At 51.9% G+C, this 21,795-nt stretch carries 20 protein-coding genes; 14 read left to right on the top strand and 6 right to left on the bottom strand.

The window, feature by feature from the left end; all coding sequences use genetic code 11:
• Window positions 1-35 precede the first annotated feature (35 nt).
• From ACPUC7_RS10005 to ACPUC7_RS10025, 5 genes are all read left to right on the top strand, one after another.
• Window positions 36-650: a YitT family protein gene (locus ACPUC7_RS10005; RefSeq protein WP_494922823.1), complete on the top strand. Its 615-nt coding sequence runs from the start codon at window positions 36-38 to the stop codon at window positions 648-650.
• A gap of 45 nt (window positions 651-695) precedes the next feature.
• Window positions 696-1,889, top strand: coding sequence for an amino acid aminotransferase (locus ACPUC7_RS10010; RefSeq protein ID WP_494922988.1), 1,194 nt, complete (start codon window positions 696-698; stop codon window positions 1,887-1,889).
• Between the two features lie 184 nt (window positions 1,890-2,073).
• The gene (locus ACPUC7_RS10015; protein ID WP_494922824.1) at window positions 2,074-3,609 is read left to right on the top strand and encodes a catalase; all 1,536 of its coding nucleotides are present in this window, start codon (window positions 2,074-2,076) and stop codon (window positions 3,607-3,609) included.
• A gap of 110 nt (window positions 3,610-3,719) precedes the next feature.
• Complete coding sequence (locus ACPUC7_RS10020; protein ID WP_494922825.1) at window positions 3,720-4,139, top strand: secondary thiamine-phosphate synthase enzyme YjbQ; 420 nt, start codon at window positions 3,720-3,722, stop codon at window positions 4,137-4,139.
• 3 nt (window positions 4,140-4,142) lie between these two features.
• Window positions 4,143-4,493, top strand: coding sequence for an MmcQ/YjbR family DNA-binding protein (locus tag ACPUC7_RS10025; protein WP_494922826.1), 351 nt, complete (start codon window positions 4,143-4,145; stop codon window positions 4,491-4,493).
• Between the two features lie 5 nt (window positions 4,494-4,498).
• Here ACPUC7_RS10025 and ACPUC7_RS10030 read toward each other — a convergent pair whose 3' ends face one another.
• Together ACPUC7_RS10030 and uvrA are read right to left on the bottom strand one after the other, a co-directional pair.
• Window positions 4,499-5,563 (bottom strand): NAD(P)-dependent alcohol dehydrogenase, encoded by a 1,065-nt coding sequence (locus tag ACPUC7_RS10030; RefSeq protein ID WP_494922827.1) that lies wholly within the window; start codon window positions 5,561-5,563, stop codon window positions 4,499-4,501.
• Window positions 5,564-5,772: 209 nt separating this feature from the next.
• Window positions 5,773-8,601 carry an excinuclease ABC subunit UvrA gene (uvrA, locus tag ACPUC7_RS10035; RefSeq protein WP_494922828.1) on the bottom strand — a complete coding sequence of 943 codons (2,829 nt, stop codon included), beginning with the start codon at window positions 8,599-8,601 and terminating at the stop codon, window positions 5,773-5,775.
• Window positions 8,602-8,822: 221 nt separating this feature from the next.
• On the opposite strand from uvrA, the gene ssb1 reads away from it, so the two are divergent.
• From ssb1 to ACPUC7_RS10050, 3 genes are all read left to right on the top strand, one after another.
• Window positions 8,823-9,365: a single-stranded DNA-binding protein SSB1 gene (gene ssb1, locus ACPUC7_RS10040; RefSeq protein WP_343552340.1), complete on the top strand. Its 543-nt coding sequence runs from the start codon at window positions 8,823-8,825 to the stop codon at window positions 9,363-9,365.
• A gap of 116 nt (window positions 9,366-9,481) precedes the next feature.
• The gene (locus ACPUC7_RS10045) at window positions 9,482-11,578 is read left to right on the top strand and encodes a RecQ family ATP-dependent DNA helicase (RefSeq protein ID WP_494922989.1); all 2,097 of its coding nucleotides are present in this window, start codon (window positions 9,482-9,484) and stop codon (window positions 11,576-11,578) included.
• Entirely contained in the window at window positions 11,578-12,822 is a 1,245-nt protein-coding gene (locus ACPUC7_RS10050; RefSeq protein WP_494922829.1) for a DNA-processing protein DprA, read from the top strand. The genes ACPUC7_RS10045 and ACPUC7_RS10050 overlap by 1 nt, the downstream gene beginning before the upstream one ends.
• Before the next feature lie 15 nt (window positions 12,823-12,837).
• Here the strand turns inward: ACPUC7_RS10050 and ACPUC7_RS10055 are convergent, their stop codons facing one another.
• A complete protein-coding gene (locus ACPUC7_RS10055) occupies window positions 12,838-13,365 on the bottom strand; it encodes an isochorismatase family protein (RefSeq protein ID WP_494922830.1) in 528 nt (175 codons plus the stop codon).
• Window positions 13,366-13,488: 123 nt separating this feature from the next.
• On the opposite strand from ACPUC7_RS10055, the gene ACPUC7_RS10060 reads away from it, so the two are divergent.
• Window positions 13,489-14,319 (top strand): AraC family ligand binding domain-containing protein, encoded by an 831-nt coding sequence (locus ACPUC7_RS10060; RefSeq protein ID WP_494922831.1) that lies wholly within the window; start codon window positions 13,489-13,491, stop codon window positions 14,317-14,319.
• 73 nt (window positions 14,320-14,392) lie between these two features.
• A complete protein-coding gene (locus tag ACPUC7_RS10065) occupies window positions 14,393-15,346 on the top strand; it encodes a DMT family transporter (RefSeq protein WP_494922832.1) in 954 nt (317 codons plus the stop codon).
• A gap of 933 nt (window positions 15,347-16,279) precedes the next feature.
• Here ACPUC7_RS10065 and ACPUC7_RS10070 read toward each other — a convergent pair.
• Complete coding sequence (locus ACPUC7_RS10070) at window positions 16,280-16,675, bottom strand: transposase (RefSeq protein ID WP_097095207.1); 396 nt, start codon at window positions 16,673-16,675, stop codon at window positions 16,280-16,282.
• Window positions 16,676-17,201: 526 nt separating this feature from the next.
• On the opposite strand from ACPUC7_RS10070, the gene ACPUC7_RS10075 reads away from it, so the two are divergent.
• Window positions 17,202-18,458 (top strand): oligosaccharide flippase family protein, encoded by a 1,257-nt coding sequence (locus tag ACPUC7_RS10075; protein ID WP_494922833.1) that lies wholly within the window; start codon window positions 17,202-17,204, stop codon window positions 18,456-18,458.
• Between the two features lie 8 nt (window positions 18,459-18,466).
• A complete protein-coding gene (locus ACPUC7_RS10080; protein WP_494922834.1) occupies window positions 18,467-19,417 on the top strand; it encodes an ATP-grasp fold amidoligase family protein in 951 nt (316 codons plus the stop codon).
• Window positions 19,418-19,473: 56 nt separating this feature from the next.
• Here ACPUC7_RS10080 and ACPUC7_RS10085 read toward each other — a convergent pair whose 3' ends face one another.
• Both ACPUC7_RS10085 and soxS read right to left on the bottom strand, forming a co-directional pair.
• Entirely contained in the window at window positions 19,474-19,755 is a 282-nt protein-coding gene (locus tag ACPUC7_RS10085; protein ID WP_343552332.1) for a YjcB family protein, read from the bottom strand.
• 260 nt (window positions 19,756-20,015) lie between these two features.
• Window positions 20,016-20,447: a superoxide response transcriptional regulator SoxS gene (soxS, locus tag ACPUC7_RS10090; protein WP_343552331.1), complete on the bottom strand. Its 432-nt coding sequence runs from the start codon at window positions 20,445-20,447 to the stop codon at window positions 20,016-20,018.
• Between the two features lie 99 nt (window positions 20,448-20,546).
• Between soxS and soxR the strand changes: the two genes are divergently transcribed.
• Window positions 20,547-21,023, top strand: coding sequence for a redox-sensitive transcriptional activator SoxR (soxR, locus tag ACPUC7_RS10095; protein ID WP_009128647.1), 477 nt, complete (start codon window positions 20,547-20,549; stop codon window positions 21,021-21,023).
• A 51-nt stretch (window positions 21,024-21,074) separates the two neighbouring features.
• A complete protein-coding gene (locus ACPUC7_RS10100; protein WP_494922835.1) occupies window positions 21,075-21,740 on the top strand; it encodes a glutathione S-transferase family protein in 666 nt (221 codons plus the stop codon).
• The last annotated feature ends 55 nt before the right edge of the window (window positions 21,741-21,795 follow it).

Below are 21,795 nucleotides of genomic sequence, written 5' to 3' on the forward strand. Positions count from 1 at the left end.
CATTTGAAGCGCATCATTTGCAATGAGATTAACCCATGGATAACGTCGTTCAACCCACCAAAGTTCCCCACTCGCTGATTGAAGATGCGCTGGCGATCGTCCTCGGCACGCTGATGGTGTCGTTTGGCGTGATTATGCTGAAACAAGCGGGTGCGCTAACCGGCAGTTCGGCCGGCATCGCCTTCTTAATCAGCTATTTATCGCCGCTCTCGTTTGGTAGCGCTTTCTTCTTGATCAACCTGCCATTTTACTGGCTGGCGGTGCGCCGCATGGGCTGGGAATTCACGCTGAAAACCTTCTGTGCGGTCGGCCTGGTTTCGCTGTTTACCCACCTTCATCCGTTGTTCGTGCATTTTTCTGCATTAAATCCGTTTTATGCGACACTGTTCGGTAACGTGGTGATGGGCATTGGGTTTATAGTGTTGTTCCGCCATAAAGCCAGCCTGGGCGGCATCAATATTTTGGCGCTATGGATGCAGGATCGCTTCGGTCTGCGCGCTGGAAAGCTACAAATGGCGGTGGATACCTGCGTGGTGCTGGCGTCACTGTTCGTGGTTTCGCTACCGATGTTGCTGGCCTCAATTGCGGGTGCGGTGATCCTCAATCTGATCATCGCAATGAATCATCGTCCTGGCCGTTACATGGTTTGATGACGCCTTACCTCATATTTATGAACAATCATGGAGATCTGCACCGTGTTTCAAAACGTTGATGCCTATGCCGGCGATCCGATTCTGTCGCTGATGGAAACCTTCAAACAAGATCCGCGCGATAACAAAGTGAATCTCAGCATTGGCCTCTATTACAACGAAGCGGGCATCATTCCTCAGCTGCAAGCGGTTGCCGCAGCGGAAGAGCGTCTGCAAGCGCAGCCCCATCAGGCTTCGTTGTATCTGCCGATGGAAGGGTTGAACGCTTACCGTAATGCGATTGCGCCGCTGCTGTTCGGTAAACAACATCCGATGCTGCAAGCGGGTCGCATTGCTTCTATCCAAACCTTGGGCGGTTCAGGCGCATTGAAAGTCGGTGCGGATTTCCTTAAGCGCTATTTCCCGAATTCAAACGTCTGGGTCAGCGACCCAACGTGGGAAAACCACATCGCGATTTTCAACGGTGCAGGTTTTGAGGTGAATACTTATCCGTGGTACGACGCGGAAACCAACGGCGTGAAGTTTGATGCGTTTATTGCCAAGCTGAAAACCTTGCCGAAGCAATCGATCGTGCTGCTGCATCCATGCTGCCACAACCCAACCGGCGCCGACCTGACCAACGCGCAGTGGGATGAAACCACTGAAGTGCTGAAAGCGCAGGAGCTGATTCCGTTCCTTGATATCGCTTATCAAGGCTTTGGTGCGGGAATGGAAGCGGATGCGTATGCGATTCGCGCCATCGCCGCAGCAGGCCTGCCAGCGCTGGTCAGCAACTCGTTCTCGAAAATTTTCTCGCTGTACGGCGAGCGCGTTGGCGGCTTGTCTATCGTCTGCGATAGCGCAGAAGAGTCCGCGCGCGTGTTGGGCCAGTTGAAAGCTACCGTTCGTCGTAACTACTCCAGCCCGCCAAACTTCGGTGCGCAGGTGGTTTCTTGCGTATTGAACGATGAAGCGTTGCTGAATAACTGGCTGGCTGAAGTGGAGGAGATGCGTTTGCGCATCATCGAAATGCGCCAGGCGCTGGTGAAAGTGCTGAGCACCAAACTGCCAGGCCAGAACTTCGATTACCTGCTGAAGCAGCGCGGCATGTTTAGCTACACCGGTTTGAGCGCGCAGCAGGTTGATCGTCTGCGCGACGAGTTCGGCGTCTACCTGATCGCCAGCGGTCGCATGTGCGTGGCCGGCTTGAACAGCCGCAACGTCAATCAGGTTGCTGAGGCGTTTGCTGCGGTAATATAAGGCAGATTCAGAAGCAAATTAAACCGTCAGTCTCGGCTGGCGGTTTTTTTATAACTTTTTTGTTAACTACAAACGAGACTGGTCCTGTTAGCGCATCACAGTCTGAGTGTGAACATTCTCCAGCCTATAACGGCGCGAGCGCGGCATTGAAGTCGCAAACTTACACTCACAAGGAAGCACGCTTATGACCCGGACCGCTTACTCTTTTGCAGTCAAACCCCTCGCTTATGTATTTGCTTTAGCCTTCTCCCTGCCAGCCTTCAGTACTACCTTAACCCGCGACAACGGCGCACCTGTTGGCGATAACCAAAACTCACAAACTGCGGGCGAAAATGGCGCCGTATTGCTGCAAGATGTGCAACTAATCCAGAAGCTGCAACGCTTTGATCGTGAACGTATTCCAGAGCGTGTGGTGCATGCGCGCGGTACCGGCGCACACGGTGAGTTTCGCGCCAGCAAAGACATCAGCGATTTAACCATTGCTGAAGTATTCAAGCCGGGCAGCATTACGCCAGTCTTTGTGCGTTTCTCTTCGGTGGTACACAGTAAACATTCACCGGAAACGCTGCGCGATCCGCGTGGTTTCGCCACCAAGTTTTACACCAACCAGGGCAACTGGGATTTAGTCGGTAACAATCTGCCAGTGTTCTTCATTCGTGATGCGATTAAGTTCCCGGACATGGTGCATGCCTTTAAGCCCGATCCGCGCACCAACCTCGGCAATGATGCCCGCACCTTTGATTTCTTCTCGCACGTGCCAGAAGCGACGCACGGTTTGACCATGCTGTTTTCCAACATGGGCACGCCAGCCAACTATCGTCAGATGGATGGCAATAGTGTGCACGCCTATAAGTTCGTCAATGCCAAAGGTGAAGTGCACTACGTGAAGTTCCACTGGAAAACTTTGCAGGGCGAAAAGAACCTTGATCCGGGCGAAGTGGCAGCGATTCAGAGCACCAACTTCAGCCATATGACCGAAGATTTGGTCACGGCAATCAACCAAAAACAGTTCCCGAAATGGGATCTCTACATTCAAACCATCAAAGCCAGCGATGTGGATAAGTACGACTTCAACCCGCTGGATGCCACCAAAATCTGGCCAGGTATTGCGGAAGTGAAGGTGGGTCAGATGGAGTTGAACCGCAACGTGGATAACTTCTTCCAGGAAACCGAACAAGTCGCAATGGCGCCATCAAATCTGGTGCCGGGCATCGAGCCATCAGAAGACCGCCTGCTGCAAGGTCGTTTGTTCTCCTATGCGGATACGCAAATGTATCGCGTGGGCGCTAACGGTTTGAGTCTGCCGGTCAACGCACCGCGCGTTACGGTCAGCAACGGTAATCAGGATGGCGCGATGAATGACGGCAAAGCCGACGATCATGGCGTTAACTATCAGCCAAGCCGCATCTATCCGCGTGAAGAAGTGCAAAGTGCGCGTTACAGCCTCAGCCCGCTGAGCGGCACCACCCAGCAGGCAATGATTGCGAAAACGCAGAACTTTAAGCAGGCCGGCGATCTGTATCGTTCCTTCAACGCTAAAGAGAAAACCGATCTGATTAACTCTCTCGGCGGCGCGCTGAAAGGCGTTGATGTGCAGAGCCGCGCGATCATGCTTTCGTATTTCTACAAAGCCGATAAAGAGTACGGCGAGCGTTTAGCCGCAATCACTAAAGATGACGTTGGCAACATCAAATCTATGGCTGAGAAGCTGAAAGACTAACCTTCAGGCGGCAGACATCACGCTCTGCCGCTTTTTCCTCTCTCCAGGGTTTACCTTTTGCCGACATGCTGCACACTTAACGGGTGTGTTTTTAACTTTAGGATTTTGGCATGTGGCATCAACAAACCCTCACGCTCAGCGCTAAAACGCGCGGTTTCCATTTGATTACCGACGAGATTATCGCTCAGCTGCACGGCTTATCTGCTGATGTGCGTGTCGGCCAACTGCATCTCTTGCTGCAACACACCTCGGCGTCACTGACGCTAAATGAAAATTGCGATCCCACGGTGCGCAGCGATATGGAGCAGTATTTCTTACGCCATGTTCCAGAAAATGCGCCTTATGAACATGATTACGAAGGGGCTGATGACATGCCCGCTCACATTAAATCGTCGTTACTCGGCGTATCGTTGCTGATTCCAATCAACCGTGGCCGCCTAATGCTCGGAACGTGGCAGGGAATCTGGCTGGGTGAACATCGGGTGCACGGCGGTGAGCGCCGCATCGTGGCGACCTTACAAGGGGAGTAAAATATGAACACATCGGATCTATTAAGTTATTGCATGGGCAAGCCGGGTGCTGAGCAAAGCTATAAGGAGTGCTGGCAGGCGACGCAAATCAAAAGTGAAGGCGTACTGTTTGCCATGTTGTATGAGGTGCAAGGGCGTCCCGCGCTGTCGCTGAAAGCATCACCGGCTTTGGCGGATCTATTGCGTGAGGAACATAGCGATGTGTTTCCCAGCGAGCATTTGAATAAATCGCACTGGAGCACGTTGTGGCTGGATGGTTCGCTGAAGGATTCGCAGATTTACTATCTGGTGGATGCCTCCTGGCAACAGGCTGACGCCACGCGCGAAGCGGGCGTCAACCATGATGAACACTGAGGCGATTAAGTCGCAGATTCTTCGCGCAGAGTATTGATATCAATCACGAAGCGGTATTTCACGTCGCTTTTCAGCATACGTTCGTAGGCTTCGTTGATTTGATTCATCGCGATCAGTTCGATATCTGAAGTAATGCCATGTTTGCCGCAGAAATCCAGCATCTCCTGCGTTTCAGCAATGCCACCAATCAGTGAACCGGCGATGCTGCGACGTTTGAAGATCAGGTTAAACACCTGCGGTGCTGGGTGATCGTGCTCTGGCGCGCCAACCAGCGTCATGTTGCCATCACGCTTCAGCAGAGCGATAAACGGATTAAGATCGTGCTGCGCCGCAACGGTGTTGAGGATGAAGTCGAAGCTGTTAGTATGCGCGGCCATTTGATCGGCATCTTTCGAGATCACTACTTCATCTGCACCCAGACGCTTACCATCTTCAATTTTTGACGGTGAAGTGGTGAACAACACCACATGCGCACCCATCGCATGTGCCAGTTTCACGCCCATGTGACCCAAACCACCCAAACCGACGATGCCAACTTTTTTACCTGGACCTACGTTCCAGTGACGCAGCGGCGAGTACGTGGTGATACCGGCGCACAGCAGCGGCGCAACACCAGCCAGATCCAGATTTTCTGGCACGCGAAGCACAAAGCTTTCATCAACCACCATGCTGGTGGAGTAGCCGCCGTAGGTGATGGCTTTGGTTTCACGGTCTTCACCATTGTAAGTGCCAACGAAGCCGTTTTCACAATACTGTTCCAGGCCTTCCTGGCAGCTCGGACAGCTGCGGCAAGAGTCGACCATACAGCCAACGCCCACCAAATCGCCCACTTTGTAGTTGTGGGTGTGTGCGCCAACAGCCGTCACGCGGCCCACGATTTCATGGCCTGGCACCACTGGGAAGATGGTGTTACGCCATTCGTTGCGCGCGGTATGCAAATCAGAGTGGCAAACGCCACAGTACAACACTTCAATCTGCACATCATGAGCGCGCAGTTCGCGTGGCTTGAAGTCGAACGGGGCGAGAGGGGCTTTCGCGTCCTGTGCGGCATAGGCATGCGTAATATTCATGGTGTCTCCAGTAGGATGTGTCGTGATTTTTTGCGGGATCCCGTATGGGATAAAGGCGCGTGAGTCACGCCAAAAAGGAACGTTGTAAGGATAGTCAGCGTGATGGAAAGCGTATATGCCTGAAGTTGTCTGATTCTTGCCTGTTCCTGCATTTCGATGCGGAATTCGGCAGAAAAAAGCAGGCCCGCAATTGCGGGCCTGAGGGGAAATTACTTCTTCAACATGGGCTTAAGGAAGCGTGCGGTATGCGATCTTTCACACTCCGCCACAGTTTCCGGCGTGCCAGCAATTAAGATTTCACCGCCTCCGCTGCCGCCTTCTGGTCCGAGATCAACAATCCAGTCCGCGGTTTTCACCACGTCGAGGTTGTGCTCAATTACCACAATGGTGTTGCCCTGATCGCGTAACTGATGCAGCACTTCCAGCAACTGCTGAATATCGGCAAAGTGCAGGCCCGTGGTCGGTTCATCCAGAATATACAGCGTTTGGCCGGTGCCGCGTTTGGACAACTCACGCGCCAGTTTTACGCGCTGCGCTTCACCGCCCGACAGCGTAGTAGCGGATTGGCCCAGACGAATATACGACAGACCCACATCGATCAGCGTTTGCAGCTTACGCGCCAGCGCGGGTACGGCATCAAAGAATTCGCGTGCTTCTTCGATGGTCATATCCAGCACTTCGTGGATGCTCTTGCCTTTGTACTTAATCTCCAGCGTTTCACGGTTATAGCGCTTGCCTTTGCACTGGTCGCACGGCACGTAGACATCCGGCAAGAAGTGCATTTCAACTTTGATCACGCCGTCACCCTGACACGCTTCGCAGCGCCCGCCGCGCACGTTGAAGCTAAAGCGGCCTGGATTGTAACCGCGTGAACGCGCTTCCGGCACACCGGCGAACAGTTCACGTACCGGCGTGAAAATACCGGTGTAGGTTGCCGGGTTAGAACGCGGCGTACGACCAATAGGGCTTTGATCGATATCGATGACTTTGTCGAAATGCTCCAGACCAGCGATCTCGCGATACGGCGCGACTTCAGTGGTTGTCGCGCCGTTGAGCTGGCGCTGCGCAATTGGGAACAAGGTATCGTTGATCAGCGTCGATTTACCCGAGCCGGACACGCCGGTAATGCAGGTAAACAGGCCAACCGGAATCGTCAGCGTCACATCTTTAAGGTTGTTACCGCGTGCGCCGGTCAGTTTCAGCACTTTGGCCGGATCGCCTTTCACGCGCTGTTTTGGAATCGCGATTTCACGTTTGCCGCTCAGGAATTGGCCGGTCAGAGAATTTTCATTCGCCATGATTGCATGCACATCACCTTCGGCAACCACTTGACCGCCATGCACACCCGCGCCAGGCCCGATATCAATCACGTGGTCAGCGGCACGAATCGCATCTTCATCGTGCTCAACCACAATTACGGTATTGCCGAGATCGCGCAGATGAATCAGCGTACCGAGCAGGCGTTCGTTATCGCGCTGATGCAAACCAATTGACGGCTCATCCAGCACGTACATTACGCCCACCAAACCCGCACCAATCTGGCTGGCCAGACGAATACGCTGCGCTTCACCGCCGGACAGCGTTTCCGCCGAACGTGACATCGACAGATAATTCAAACCGACGTTAACCAGGAAGCTTAAGCGATCACCGATCTCTTTCAGGATTTTCTCAGCGATTTGCGCACGTTGGCCGCTGAGTTTCAGATTGCGGAAGAAATCGGTGGCATGCCCGATGCTCATTTCTGAAATGGTGGGCAGGTCAGTGTTTTCCACAAACACATGGCGCGCTTCACGGCGCAGACGCGTGCCGTCACAACTGGTACAAGAGCGATTGCTGATGAACTTCGCCAGCTCTTCGCGCACCGCATTGGATTCCGTCTCTTTATAACGGCGCTCCATGTTGTGCAGCACACCTTCAAACGGATGGCGACGCACGGAGGTATCGCCGCGATCGTTGATGTATTTGAATTCGATGCTCTCTTTGCCAGAGCCATACAAAATCACCTGGCGCGCTTTGTCGCTCAGGCTGTTGAACGGCGCTTCGACATCGAATTCCAGGTGTTCTGCCAATGAACGCAGCATCTGGAAGTAATAGAAGTTGCGGCGATCCCAGCCGCGAATCGCGCCGCCAGCTAATGACAGCTCGGGATTTTGTACCACGCGATCGGGATCGAAATATTGCTGCACGCCCAAACCATCGCAGGTTGGACACGCGCCAGCCGGGTTGTTGAACGAGAACAAACGCGGTTCCAACTCGCTCATGCTGTAGCCACAAATCGGGCAGGCGAAGTTGGCGGAGAACAGCATCTCTTCGGCGTCAGCATCGTCCATATCGGCGACGATGGCAGTACCGCCGCTCAATGCCAGCGTGGTTTCGAACGATTCAGCCAAACGTGTCGCCAGATCATCGCGCACGCGGAAGCGGTCAATCACCACTTCAATGGTGTGTTTCTTCTGCAACTCGAGCTTTGGCGGATCGGAGAGATCGCACACTTCACCGTCAATACGCGCGCGGATATAACCCTGCGCGGCGAGGTTTTCTAGCGTCTTGGTGTGCTCGCCTTTACGATCTTTAACCACCGGTGCCAGCAACATCAGTCGGCGACCTTCTTCCTGCGACAGCACCTGATCCACCATTTGACTAACGGTTTGCGCTGCTAGCGGTACGTCATGATCCGGGCAGCGCGGCTCACCTACGCGGGCAAACAGCAGGCGCAGATAATCGTGAATTTCAGTAATGGTGCCGACGGTCGAACGCGGGTTGTGCGACGTCGATTTCTGCTCAATGGAAATGGCGGGCGAAAGACCTTCAATATGGTCAACGTCCGGTTTCTCCATTAATGAAAGAAACTGGCGCGCATAGGCTGAGAGCGATTCAACGTAGCGGCGCTGACCTTCGGCATACAGCGTATCAAATGCCAGCGAAGACTTACCGGAACCTGATAGACCGGTGACCACAATGAGCTTATCGCGAGGGATGATCAGGTTGATATTCTTCAAATTATGGGTGCGAGCACCGCGGACTTCGATCTTATCCATTCACCTTTCCCGGATTGAACAACACTCGCCATGCCTTGCCAGCACGACCAGCAGAAACGCTCCATTATGGCACAAAAAATAAACTGAATAAATATCCAGTGTTTTTGCTATTCTGTCTGCCGTTAAAAATTGGAATCCCGCTCTGAAGTGGGAACCGCCAATGTGACGTGATACAATTTTTCGCTTAGACTTTTAGCATCAACTCATCGGGAGACAGCAACATGGCCAGTCGTGGCGTAAACAAAGTGATTCTAGTCGGGAATCTGGGTCAGGATCCGGAAGTGCGCTATATGCCAAATGGTGGCGCGGTAGCCAACATTACGCTGGCCACGTCAGAAAGCTGGCGCGATAAAACCACCGGTGAAAACAAAGAGATCACCGAATGGCACCGTGTTGTGCTGTTCGGCAAGCTGGCGGAAGTGGCGGGCGAATACCTGAAGAAAGGTTCTCAGGTTTACATCGAAGGCCAACTGCGCACCCGCAAATGGACCGATCAGAGCGGCCAGGAAAAATACACCACTGAAGTGGTGGTGAACGTGGGCGGCACCATGCAGATGCTGGGTGGACGTCAACAAGGCGCGGGCGCACCAGCGGGTGGTCAGGGCGGCAATAACAACGGTTGGGGCCAGCCACAGCAGCCACAACAACAGCCTCAGGGCGGCGGCAACCAGTTCAGCGGCGGCGCACAACAGCGTCCACAGCAGCAGAGCGCCCCGGCCAATAATGAACCACCAATGGATTTTGACGACGACATTCCGTTCTAATGAGTCGTCTCAAACCTATATAACAAAAAAGCCCTGTTTTACAGGGCTTTTTTGTCTCTGGTAGTCTGGTATTGGGCGATTTTGTAAGGGAATTCTACGCACATTAAGGAGTGATGATGCAACATCAACAGGCACAAGAGTTATTAAAAACGGCGTTGGCAAATGAGCACGCGCAGTTTCGTGCAGGGCAGTGGGAAGCGATTGATGCGATCGTGAATCAACGGCAGAAATTGCTGGTGGTGCAACGCACGGGGTGGGGTAAAAGCTCCGTTTATTTCATCAGTGCCAAAATATTTCGCGACCGCGGAATGGGGCCGACAATCATTGTTTCGCCACTGTTAGCCCTGATGCGCAACCAGATTGAGTCTGCCCGACGTTTGGGCATCGTGGCGGAAACCATGAACTCAGCCAATAGCACCGAATGGCAGAGTGTCACGCAACGTGTGCTGAATAATCAGATTGATTGTTTGTTGATCTCGCCAGAGCGCCTCGCCAACGATCAGTTTATTGAAACGGTATTGCTGCCGATTGCCGATCGTATTGCTTTGATGGTGATCGATGAAGCGCACTGTATCTCGGATTGGGGGCACGATTTCCGCCCGGATTACCGGCGAATCGTCAGTATATTGCGTCAACTGCCAGCCAACACGCCGGTATTAGGCACCACGGCGACGGCGAACAATCGTGTTGTCGCAGATATTCAGCAGCAGTTGGGAGACATTCACATTCAACGTGGCGAGCTGACACGTAAAAGCCTGGCGTTGCAAACTATCGTCATGCCCGATCAGGCTTCACGTTTGGCTTGGCTGGCGCAGGTTGTCCCCACCTTATCGGGCACCGGTATTATCTACACCTTAACTGTTCGCGATGCCGAGCAAGTTGCAGCATGGTTACGCAGCCAAAATATTGATGCGCTTGCCTATCATGGCAGCGTTGAAGCGCCGGGTTTTGACAGCAGTAACGATTATCGCCAGCATCTCGAAAATCGCTTGCTGGCCAATCAATTGAAGGTGCTAGTCGCCACCACTGCACTTGGCATGGGCTACGATAAACCCGATTTGAGTTTTGTCTTGCACTATCAGGCGCCGGGCTCGATTGTGGCTTACTACCAGCAAGTCGGGCGTGCGGGGCGCGGTATTGATCAAGCCATTGGCGTGCTGATGTCGGGCGTTGAAGATCGCGATATTCACCACTTCTTCCGTCAATCAGCTTTTCCGGCAGAAAGTCAGGTTCATGAGATTTTACAGCTGCTGGAACAGCATGATGGTTTATCGATACGTGACATTGAAGAGCAAACCAATTTGCGTCAGGGGCAAATCGATAAAGTGCTGAAATTACTGAGCGTCGAGAATCCAGCGCCAGTAATTAAAGTGAAAAGCCAATGGCGCAGAACACCAGTGCCTTTTCAGCTGGATCGCGATCGCATCACGCATCTGACGCGGCAACGAGAACTTGAGTGGCAGGAAGTGCAGAACTACATCGCGCACCGAGGTTGCTTGATGGCCTTCTTGCGGCAATCGCTGGATGATGCTGATGCGACGCCGTGCGGTAAATGTGCCGCCTGCTGTGATGCGCCGTTGTTGCAGCAAACGCCAAATTCGCCGCTAGTGCACCAAGCTGCGACTTTTTTACAGCGTGCCGAAAGCATCATTACGCCAAAAATTCAGGTCGCTGCCCATGCCTTTACACATTATGGTTGGCGGGGAAATCTGCCGCTTAACTTGCGTGCGCAAGAAGGCCGGGTGCTGTCGCGCTGGGGTGATGCGGGATGGGGAAAAACTGTTGCCGCGCATAAAGTCGGTGGCTTTTATGGTGATGAACTGGTGGATGCCATGGCGGAAATGCTTGAGCAGCGTTGGCAGCTGCAGCCTGCACCGCTTTGGGTGTGTAATGTGCCTTCACGTCGTCATCCTGAGCTGGTGGCAGATTTCACTCGTCGGCTTGCCGCACGTCTGGGCTTGCCATACATCAATGTGCTGCGAAAATTAATTGATAATCCACCACAAAAGAATCAGCACAACCGTTTTCACCAGTGCCGCAATCTGGACGGCGCATTTGCTGTCAGTGATGATGTGAAAAGCCAACCGGTGTTGCTGGTCGATGATATTGTTGATTCAGGGTGGACGCTGACGGTTATCGCCGCATTGTTACAGCAGGCCGGAAGCGGCATTGTTTATCCAGTTGCTCTTGCAACCTCTTCAGTGAGTGACTAATGAATTTATCACCGGTCGCCCAGGCGACGCTTTTGCTAACCAGCCACTTCTCATCACAGAGTGAGGAAAAGAGCCAACCTCTTAGTAATGCTGAATGGGGGCGGTTTGCGCTATGGCTAAAGCATCACTCGGCAACCCCCGCAGATTTACTCTCAATATCTCCCAATCCCTTACTGGCGGAATGGTCTGATGCGCGTATTAGCCGCGAGCGCATTGAAACATTGCTGAACCGCGGGCACAGTTTGGCGTTAGCAGTTGAGCGCTGGCAACGAGCAGGATTGTGGTTAGTTACGCGTTCAGATGCGGATTATCCCAAATTGCTCAAGCAGCAACTGAAAACGGATTCACCGCCGGTTCTGTTTGGCTGCGGCAATAAAGCCTTGCTGAATAGTACCGGGCTGGCGGTGATTGGTTCGCGTAATGCCAGTGAAAACGATCTCGCTTTTAGTAAGCAAATCGGAGAGAAAGCGGCGCTGGCAAATACATCGGTGATTTCGGGTGGTGCGCGTGGCGTGGATGAGGCCGCGATGTTAGGTGCAATGCACAATGGTGGCAATGTTATCGGCGTGCTGTCAGACAGCTTACTTGCTGCTGCTACCAGCGTGAAATGGCGTAAAGGTTTGATGAATGGCAATCTTCTGCTGATATCGCCATTTTATCCCGAAGCCAAATTTAGCGCTGGCAACGCGATGGCGCGCAATAAGTTTGTTTATTGCCTGGCGAAAAGTGCCCTGGTCGTTCATGCAGGGCAGAAAGGGGGAACGCTGGCGGGTGCCGAAGAGAATCTGCGTAAGCATTGGGTGCCGCTTTGGGTCAAGCCAACTGATGATCCACAATCCAGCAATGCGGAACTGATCAGGCAAGGAGCACAGTGGTGTGCAGAGAAAATAGAGCAAGTTGATATCGGCGGTTTACTCGAAGCCGAGCGTCAAAGCGAACAGGATGATCTTTTCGCCACCGCAGCGGAAGTCGGTCAGTTGCCGCTGTCGAAATATCATCAGCCAGATCAAAGTAGGCATGTCGTTCAGGAGCCTGATGGAATATGGCATCCCACCGATTTTTATCTGATATTTCTTGCCCAGTTACCGCTATTAGCGGCGTATCCCGTTACGCTGGAGGAGCTCTGTTCCCGTACTGGCTTGCATCACGCACAACTCACCGCTTGGTTACAACGCGCGGTGAGTGATGACGTTATTGCGCAGTCATCAAGCCCCGTGCGCTATCAATGGAAAGTGAAAGTTTAAGCCAGATCGGCAACCTTAATGCGGTCGCCATTCCCGCAGCAGCTCCTCGGTTTCACGCACCAGCACCGGATTGCCGGGCATGATCAAATCGGCCCACACTTCGTTGTGTTGATTGATCTGCTGTTGCGCCGTGACATAAGTGCGATCCGCGGTGGTGTGCGCATCGGCGGCGACGGTAATGTGATAGCCGAGGCTGACACCGACTTTGATGGTGGTATCAACGCAGTAATCCGTTGCACAGCCGCAAATCACAAAGCTATCAATTCCGTGTTGATCAAGCTGCGCGGCGAGGTCAGTTTGCCAGAAGCTGTCGCAGGCTGTTTTGTTGACGAAAATGGCATTAGCCGGTTGCTCTAATTCAGCAACGATCGCCCATCCTGTTGAGCCCACTTCCAAACCCGGCCCCACATGCTGAATGAAAATCACCTGATCGGCGGCAGCGATTAACTGATTAATGCGCTCACAACGTCCTGTGCGATCAAAACGCGGCGTAGCCAGCACGCCATTTTGCATATCCACCACAACTACCACGCGATTTACCATTTGTTCCTCCTTTATATGTGTTGTCAGTGTGGAGTGCCAAAGCGCAGAGGTAAAGCAAATCACCTTTGCATTTCTTGCTCGCGCCGCGCATGCTTATGCACACTTTTTATGCGGAGGTGTGTTGTGAAGGTGGTACCTGAAATCTTTCCTTGTGAGCAAGATCGTGCACAGTTTCAGCATTTCGCTGAGCTGCCGGGCATCGAGTTGTATCAGGCGCACATCTCTCGCTACGCTTTTGAACCGCACACGCATGAAGCCTTTGGCGTCGGCACCATTGAATCTGGCGCCCAGCGTTTTCGCTATCGCGGTGCCAATTACACTGCGCCGCAGCATTCGCTAGTGATGATGAACCCCGACGAACTGCATACCGGTGAATCTGCCTGTGAAGAGGGTTGGCGCTATCGCATGATCTATATCGATCCACGTGAAATGGATCGTCTGACCGGCGATCGGGATTGGTGGTTTACCGATGCGTTGCGTACCGATGCACGTTTAGCGCAGCCGTTTTCTCAACTGCTGGCGCAAATGTGGCAGGCGGAAACCACGTTGGAACGCGAAAGCATCTTGCTCGAATTATTGGAGCTGATGCGCCCGCTGGCGCGGCAGGGAACGCCAAGGCCATCAGAGGGCGCACATCGCTTCGATGCGGTGCGCGATTATTTACGCGATAACCTCGCCGAACCGGTTCGCCTCGAAGAACTGGCCGCGCTGGCATCGCTGTCACCGTGGCATTTTCTGCGCAGCTTCAAGCAGCACTTCCACGTCACACCACATCAAATGCTGATGGCGTTTCGCTTGTTCGAAGCCAAGCAGCAACTGGCGCGCGGCGAAAGTGCTGCTAACGTCGCGGCTTCTGTCGGTCTCACCGATCAAGCCCATCTCACCCGCGCCTTCGCGCATCGCTACGGCATTACGCCGGGGCGCTATCAGAAACAAGTTTTCCCTTCGCGCTAACCGCAATCTGCTACAAGCCTTTATCGGCGCGCTGCGGCACACTGCTGCGGAATGCTTATAAAGGAAGAGATTTATGTTTGCAGGAATATTGTTCGCGCTCGCGGCAGGATTGATGTGGGGACTGATTTTTGTCGGGCCGTTACTGATCCCCGATTATCCGGGCACCTTACAATCTGCCGGACGCTATGTGGCGTTTGGCTTGGTGGTGTTGCCGCTGACCTGGTTGGATCGCCGTCGTTTGCGCCAGCTGGCGCGCAAAGATTGGCTGGAAGCGCTTAAGTTGTCGCTGATCGGCAATTTACTCTATTACGCCTTTCTCGCCAGCGCTATTCAGCGCACCGGCGCGCCGATCTCGACCATGATTATCGGCACCTTGCCGGTGGTGATCACCGTGACGGCGAATATTTGTTATGGCCATCTTGAAGGGCGATTGCCGTGGCGCAAGTTGACGCCAGCGTTGCTGATTATTGCCGCAGGTTTAGCGTGTGTGAATGCGGCTGAGTTACAAACCCAAGGGCCCGACTTTGATTGGTCGCGCTATTTAACCGGTTTGTTGTTGGCGGTGCTAGCGGTGGCGTGTTGGACATGGTATCCGCTGCGCAACGGGTTGTGGCTGCGCGCGCATCCACAACATAAACCCTCCAGCTGGGCGACCGCACAAGGTTTGGTGACGCTGCCGCTGGCATTAGTTTTCTATCTATTAGTGTGTGGGCAGTTGCATTGGCAGCAGCCAGAATTCGCGCTGCCGTTCGGGCCGCAACCGCAACGCTTTCTATTATTAATGCTGGCGATTGGGCTGATTTGCTCATGGTTGGGCACGCTATGCTGGAATGCCGCCAGCCAACGTGTGCCGACAGTGATCATGGGGCCGCTGATTGTGTTCGAAACGTTGGCTGGTTTGCTGTGGACATTTCTCTGGCGCCAGCACTGGCCGCCGCTGCTCACGGCCATTGGTATCTGTTGCCTGATTATTGGCGTGATTTACGCGATGCGCATTAAGCCACAACCGCAAGTCACCGCCCTTTAACGAAGCTAAAATAGTGCGGCTGAACGGAATTCGGCGGCACTTTTCCCTGTATTTTTAAGAATTTGACCAGCCTCGCAACCACGCCTAATTGCTTATTACTGCGTTACACCCGCCTGCGTTATAACGATAATGCGAATTAAAGCTGCTTTTTTAGCCACTATTGGGCATATATACGCGCTCGTTAACCACATCAACGCGTGGCAATGCGTTTCTTCAGAGATGGTTATCCACTCTTAAGCTGTCATTTAGCCGTCTAAAGCGCAGACATTTGGCAATAAAGCACAGGCACAGAGCGCTAAAAACATGCATTCAGCCTGCTTTTTATTGCCGTTTGGCACTGAAGATAAGCACTGGAAAGCCACTTTATGCTTAAGGGAATGGGCCGATGTTCAGACAGTTTCCATCATTGTCAGATAAAAAATCATTAAGCGCAGCGATGATTAAGGCAGGTAAATTTAACTTATCTGGCGTTTTTTAATGGTTATTGTTTAGGAGTTATAACCTATTTTATCCGGATTATTCCTGGCGGCGAATGAGGTAAGAACTGCTACTTGCAGACAGGTCAGTGAATTTTAGATAACGCAGTAGATCCAATTAAAATTAGAGAGAGTGTGTGAGCGGTTACATGGCGTTGTTCATGAATGCTTAACAGAATTGTCTGCATTTAGTGCTGATGATTAATGTTGGTAAAGTAATAATCGAAGCGCCAATCTCAGGTTAATGAGATTGGACTTCGGCTAAATGGCTTGAATAGAGAGACTTTTGCTGATGTGAATCAATTTTACCGCAAAAAAGGAAGTAATTCCGCGATGATATTCATCAGGAAAAAATGGTGCGAATTGTTATAACGTGAACGCCGAATTAAATGATCTTCATATCTTCTGGTAAGAACAAATCTCAGCATTAAGTCAAATAACATCGGCCTTAATGGAGTTAGCGATTATCTGTTCCTGAAGGATAGTGATATACGCTGCGGCTAATATCCAACAAGCGACAACTACGACGCGTACCAATGTCGAAGGTGGTTTGCAGGAAGTTAACAGCCTGGCGCTTTTCATTCGTAGTGAAGAAGTTTTTCAGCACGCTTTGCAGCATTTCTTTATCGGAGCTCAGTGATTGCAGCTCGCGCGTGAGGTTAAGAAGCTGATCTTCTAGCTCCTTGATTTTGCGACCTTCTTCGGAAGAAAGACCAGAGAATTTCTTCTTCCAGCTATAGAAAGTGGCCTCGGAAATGCCTAGCTCCTCACAAATCTCCCTGACTTTCACTCCCGTTTCAGAAGCTTTAATGGCATTTGTGATTTGCTCTTCGCTATATCGTGACTTTCTCATAAATGCTATTACCTTTCTTATCAATTAGTGGATGAGAATTACTGTATTAATATCTGGCACTGCAAAAACACTATTAATGCAGTATTAAAGTGCGCGATTAGAATTGCGAGGGTTAAATTAAGATATTTAGAATAAATATCATCATGGGATAAATCTTATTTTATTCCCAATGGCGTTGAACGCCTTCCTGGCTTTAGGTTTTTGATATAAATTCATTCCATCCCAAATGCAGAAAAATACTACATTCATTGTGAATTCGGCATAACCCAGTTGCGTAAATATCGGGGTGTGCTAGTAAACTTTTGCTTAGAATTTAGGCTGAAATCGTTTACATCCACAGAGTTTCGCACCGGATATAATCAGAATTTTCCTGAATATATTATCTAATACCTGACGCGAATCTCATTTTTCGGACCAGTTTGGTTTGAAGTTCATAAATTAAGTCAGGCCCACTGAGCGCTTGTTAATTCATTTCAAGGACGTTGTACCGAAAGTTGTGGTAGTACGTAATACTAAGGATCAGTCAATGAAATTGAGCGTAATGTCGAATGCCGCCTGGATGATGTCTGAAAAGATTGTCTCCGTGTTCGGCGTCATATTTGTGACCTCCTACGTGGCAAAATCCTTTGGCCCAACCATCTTCGGCCAAATGGCGTTTTCGACCTCGCTGTTTTCGATGGTGCAAACCGTGGCGATTTTCGGCACGGAAACCATTCTGTTTAAACGCATCAGTAAAAGCGCGCCAAAAGGCCTACGCCTGATGACAGTGGCACGCAACATGCGCATGGTTTTGCTGTTGCTGACATCGCTGCCGGTGTTGATTTGGGTCTGGTACAACATGCAGGAGAATTTCCTCGCCTTTGCACTGGCCTCGTTTATTTCCTCGGTTTTTGTGACGCAGGATACCTTCAGTGTTTATAACAACGCGCGTTTAGCCTCGCGACTCAACACCATCGCCAACTCAGTCGGTTTGCTGCTGGGCTTCAGTTTAAGTTTCACCATTGCCTGGCTACATCTCAATCCGCTGTGGCTGACGGTGTCGATTGTGGCGGTCACGCTGGTGCCTTACGTCATCAAACGCTTCAACTTCTATCGCGAAAATCAGGACATCGCGCCGCCGCAGGATAAGCGCAACACCTATTGGCGCTATCTGCTGTACGCCGGATTGCCGCTGGCGATCTCCAGCATCTTTATCTCGGTGCAGGTCAAAGCGGCGCAGATGTTCTTAGCCGGTATCGCTTCGGCGCGTGACCTCGGTTTATTTGCCGCGGCGAATACTATTTCGGCTTCATGGATTTTCATCCCCGTGGCCATCATCACTTCCTGCTTTTCGGAAATTTTCCGCGAGCGTGGAGAAGCCGCCATCAAGCTCACCGCGCGGCTTAATGGCTATGTCATGGGTGTTTCATTGTTGTTGTTAGCGATGATCGCGATGTACGGCGAAAAAATCATCATCGCTTTGTATGGTCACGAGTACACACAGTCAGGAAGTCTCATTACGTTGTTGTCGTTAGCAACCTGCTTTTCGGCGATGGGCACTGTAGCGTATCGCTACATGGTCAAAGAGGGCGGGTTCAATTATCTGCTGAAGAAAATCGTTTGCCTGATGGTGATCAGTCTGCCGCTTTCATGGTGGCTGATTCAGGGCTACGGCATCATGGGTGCCGCCTGGAGCGTCTTCATCTCAGAATTGCTGTCCCTTACCGTAATGAATTACTTCTTCAAAAACGGCGTCATCCAAAAGATTCAAGTTTCCTCACTCAACTACAAAACCTACAAATGAGGTCCGATATGCTCAAGTTGAAAGATGAACTCAGAAGAAGTTTGCAGTATTTCATCAAGAAGATGCCTTGGTCTTACCAGGACCGGATTTACTATTTTCACAAGTTTCGCAAATTGCCAAACCTGCGTGAGCCAAAGGTCTTCAATGAGAAAGTGATGTACCGCAAATTCGTTCACGGCGATTACCAGATTTATGGTCGTCTGTCGGATAAATATTCGGTGCGCGAATACATCGCCGAGAAAGTGGGCAGCGAATACCTGATCCCGCTGGTGTATGAAACCAGCGATCCTAGCTCGCTGCACACGCTGCCACGCTGGAAAAATACCGTTATCAAGCCGAATCACGGTTCCAACATGGTAGAGATCCTGCTGGAAGAACCGGATGCATTGAAGAAACAGCAGATCATCAGCGATTGTCATCGCTGGCTGAAAACCGATTTCGCCAATGAAGCGCGTGAGATTCACTATCGCTACATTAAGCCGCGCATTCTGGTGGAGCAGTACATTGGCGATGGTAAAACTGCGCCAATTGATTACAAATTCCACATGTTCAACAAGCGCGATGGCAACTTTGAATATGTGTTGCAGGTGATCTACAACCGCTGCAATCCGCTGTTGTCGATGAATTTTTACGTCAACAACCTCAACGAGGCGTATCACAAAATTCGTGATACCGGGCTGGATGTGTCGAAACAAATGGCGCAGTTACAGCACGCGTTAGATTTAAGCAAAAAGCTGGCGAGTGATTTCGATTACGTCCGCGTGGATTGGTACATCGATGGCGAGCAGATCTACTTCGGCGAACTGACCTTTACGCCGGGTGCAGGATTGGTGACCGGTTTGGATCGGGGACTTAATCAGATGATGGGTGATATGTGGATTCAGGATCGTCGCGGTGCAAAGATACCGGGCGTCTCGGTGGGCGAAGTCGCGATTCCCGCCGTATTGAAGAAAATTTGATAATCACACAGCAAAATAAAAAACCCCGCAGATGCGGGGTTTTTTATTGGCGGCGATTAAGGCATCGGCCAATCGGTTGGCGTCTGGCTCATCACCTGAATAAAGGCGTTTTTGGAGATTTCCATAAAGTTGTGCAAATTCTCCATGCTCAAAGTAATACCGAGCAGGCCGGTCACGAACCAGCAAGACATGCCAACACCAATGCCACCGCACAGCAGCGCCATCACGTGATGACTGTTTTGACGCAGTCGAATTTTCATGGTGCTGGCGAAGAACATCATTACCGCACTCAGCAATTCCCAGCGCATAACAATCAAACTGGTGGTTAACGTAGCCATCTCTAAAGCCTCTTAAATCAGTGATATCCCCGACATTCGATCGACATCACTGGCGGCAAAGAAGGAAGGTCAGGGAGGCCCTTCTGGCCGTCTACGGCATAGTGGAAAGTGTGATTTGGCTCACATTATATCACTCGATTTTAAATTTTGAACAAAATTTATACCTGGTATGGTAGAAAATTTTTTATCGAAGCGAGATAGGTAATTGCGGGAGAAGGCGGGCAAAAAGAGGTGCGCCCGCGAAGGGCGCGCAGAAAAGGTCAGCTAACCGGGCAGCACTCGCCGGTGGTGCGCTGGGCAAAACTGTTCATGTTGTTGTCGGCGCAATCAAAACTCAGCAAGCGTGGACGCTGAATCATCGCCTGGCGGCGCATGGTGTGGCGATAGGCAGTTGGCGTTTGCGAGAACTGACGACGGAACACGCGCGAGAACGTCTGCTGCGAGTCATAACCGTACTGCATGGCGATATCGAATACCGGGCGTTGCGTCTGGCGCAGCGCTTCAGCAGCCAATGTCAGGCGGCGTTCGCGAATATAGCCACCCAGCGTTTGTTTCGTGACTGCACGGAACATACGTTGCAGGTGCCATTTTGAATAACCGGATTTTGCCGCGACTTCATCAATCGACAGCGCTTTATCCAGATTCTGATCGATCCAGTGAGTCAGTGAATGAATGATTTCCTGTTGCATCATAGCCTCATCCTTCTGATGGTTTTTTGCCTGGTGAGAAATTCGAAGTTTTGCTGGGGTGCGAGTATAATTCCTCAAGTTAACTTGAGGTAAAGGCCCTAAATGAAAAAAGAACGCAATTACCCGAAGCCGGTGCTGACGCCCGGTGAAGTGGCGAAGCGCAGCGGCGTGGCGGTCTCGGCGCTGCACTTCTACGAAACCAAAGGCTTGATTTTTAGTTCGCGTAACGGCGGCAATCAACGGCGTTATAGCCGCGATGTGTTGCGCCGCGTGGCGATTATCAAGATTGCCCAACGCATCGGCATTCCGCTGGCAACGGTCAGCGACAGTTTGAATCACGTGCCAGCCAACAAGCGCATGTCGACGCAAGAGTGGGACGCGCTAACCCAGCATTGGCGCGAAGAGCTGGATAAACGCATCGAAACCTTGACGCGGTTGCGTAACGATCTGGACGGATGCATCGGCTGCGGCTGTTTATCGATGCGCGATTGCCCGCTGCGTAATCCGGGTGACCGTTTGGGCGAGCAAGGTTCCGGCGCGGTGTTGCTCGATCCTGAACAAGACGAACAGAAGCGTTAAGCCCGCATCCGCTATACTTGCCGGGAAACATTTACCGGCAAGGAAAACCGCATGATCACCGTTCACCATCTGGAAAATTCCCGTTCGCACCGCGTTTTATGGCTGCTGGAAGAGCTGTCGGTGCCGTATCAAATCAAACGTTATCAGCGAGAAAACACCTTGCTGGCGCCGGATTCATTAAAGAAGGTGCATCCGTTGGGCAAATCGCCGGTGATCACCGACGGCAACCGGGTGATCGCCGAATCGGGCGCGATTCTCGAATATCTGCAATTGAAATACGACAGCGAGCACCAACTGGCACTAACCGATGAAGAGGAGCAGATTCAGGCGCGGTACTGGCTGCATTACGCTGAAGGTTCGCTGATGCCGCTGCTGGTGATGAAACTGGTGTTCGCGCAATTTGGCAAGAAGCCGGTGCCGTGGCTGCTGCGTCCGGCGGGCATCGCGTTAAGCAAAGGCATTCAAAAAGCGTGGCTGAATAAACAGTTGGCGTTGCACGGCAGCGTGATCGAACAGCATCTCAGCCAGCATCGTTTTTTTGCCGGTGCACGTTTTAGCATTGCCGATGTGCAGATGAGTTTCCCGCTGCTGGCGCTGCAAATGCGCGGTTCCCTGCGTGAAATGCCCGCCACCGCCCGCTGGCTGGAAACCATGCAGCAACGCGCCGCCTGGCAACGCGCGCTGGAGCAGGGCGGCCCGATTCAGTTTCAGAGTTGATTTGGTTGGTCACCATAACTGGCGACCCTACATTCTGCGGTTTTGTAGGGTCGCC

It is taken from the genome of Pantoea sp. CFCC18179, from assembly GCF_059412405.1.

Coding starts and splice junctions, on each gene's coding strand:
- ACPUC7_RS10030 (WP_494922827.1), bottom strand. CDS start 5,563: ATGAATATTACGCATGCCTATGCCGCACAGGACGCGAAAGCCCCTCTC.
- ACPUC7_RS10075 (WP_494922833.1), top strand. CDS start 17,202: ATGAAATTGAGCGTAATGTCGAATGCCGCCTGGATGATGTCTGAAAAG.
- ACPUC7_RS10085 (WP_343552332.1), bottom strand. CDS start 19,755: ATGGCTACGTTAACCACCAGTTTGATTGTTATGCGCTGGGAATTGCTG.
- ACPUC7_RS10080 (WP_494922834.1), top strand. CDS start 18,467: ATGCTCAAGTTGAAAGATGAACTCAGAAGAAGTTTGCAGTATTTCATC.
- ACPUC7_RS10065 (WP_494922832.1), top strand. CDS start 14,393: ATGTTTGCAGGAATATTGTTCGCGCTCGCGGCAGGATTGATGTGGGGA.
- ACPUC7_RS10005 (WP_494922823.1), top strand. CDS start 36: ATGGATAACGTCGTTCAACCCACCAAAGTTCCCCACTCGCTGATTGAA.
- ACPUC7_RS10015 (WP_494922824.1), top strand. CDS start 2,074: ATGACCCGGACCGCTTACTCTTTTGCAGTCAAACCCCTCGCTTATGTA.
- uvrA (WP_494922828.1), bottom strand. CDS start 8,601: ATGGATAAGATCGAAGTCCGCGGTGCTCGCACCCATAATTTGAAGAAT.
- ACPUC7_RS10070 (WP_097095207.1), bottom strand. CDS start 16,675: ATGAGAAAGTCACGATATAGCGAAGAGCAAATCACAAATGCCATTAAA.
- ACPUC7_RS10045 (WP_494922989.1), top strand. CDS start 9,482: ATGCAACATCAACAGGCACAAGAGTTATTAAAAACGGCGTTGGCAAAT.
- ACPUC7_RS10055 (WP_494922830.1), bottom strand. CDS start 13,365: ATGGTAAATCGCGTGGTAGTTGTGGTGGATATGCAAAATGGCGTGCTG.
- soxR (WP_009128647.1), top strand. CDS start 20,547: ATGAAAAAAGAACGCAATTACCCGAAGCCGGTGCTGACGCCCGGTGAA.
- ssb1 (WP_343552340.1), top strand. CDS start 8,823: ATGGCCAGTCGTGGCGTAAACAAAGTGATTCTAGTCGGGAATCTGGGT.
- ACPUC7_RS10050 (WP_494922829.1), top strand. CDS start 11,578: ATGAATTTATCACCGGTCGCCCAGGCGACGCTTTTGCTAACCAGCCAC.
- ACPUC7_RS10100 (WP_494922835.1), top strand. CDS start 21,075: ATGATCACCGTTCACCATCTGGAAAATTCCCGTTCGCACCGCGTTTTA.
- ACPUC7_RS10025 (WP_494922826.1), top strand. CDS start 4,143: ATGAACACATCGGATCTATTAAGTTATTGCATGGGCAAGCCGGGTGCT.
- ACPUC7_RS10020 (WP_494922825.1), top strand. CDS start 3,720: ATGTGGCATCAACAAACCCTCACGCTCAGCGCTAAAACGCGCGGTTTC.
- soxS (WP_343552331.1), bottom strand. CDS start 20,447: ATGATGCAACAGGAAATCATTCATTCACTGACTCACTGGATCGATCAG.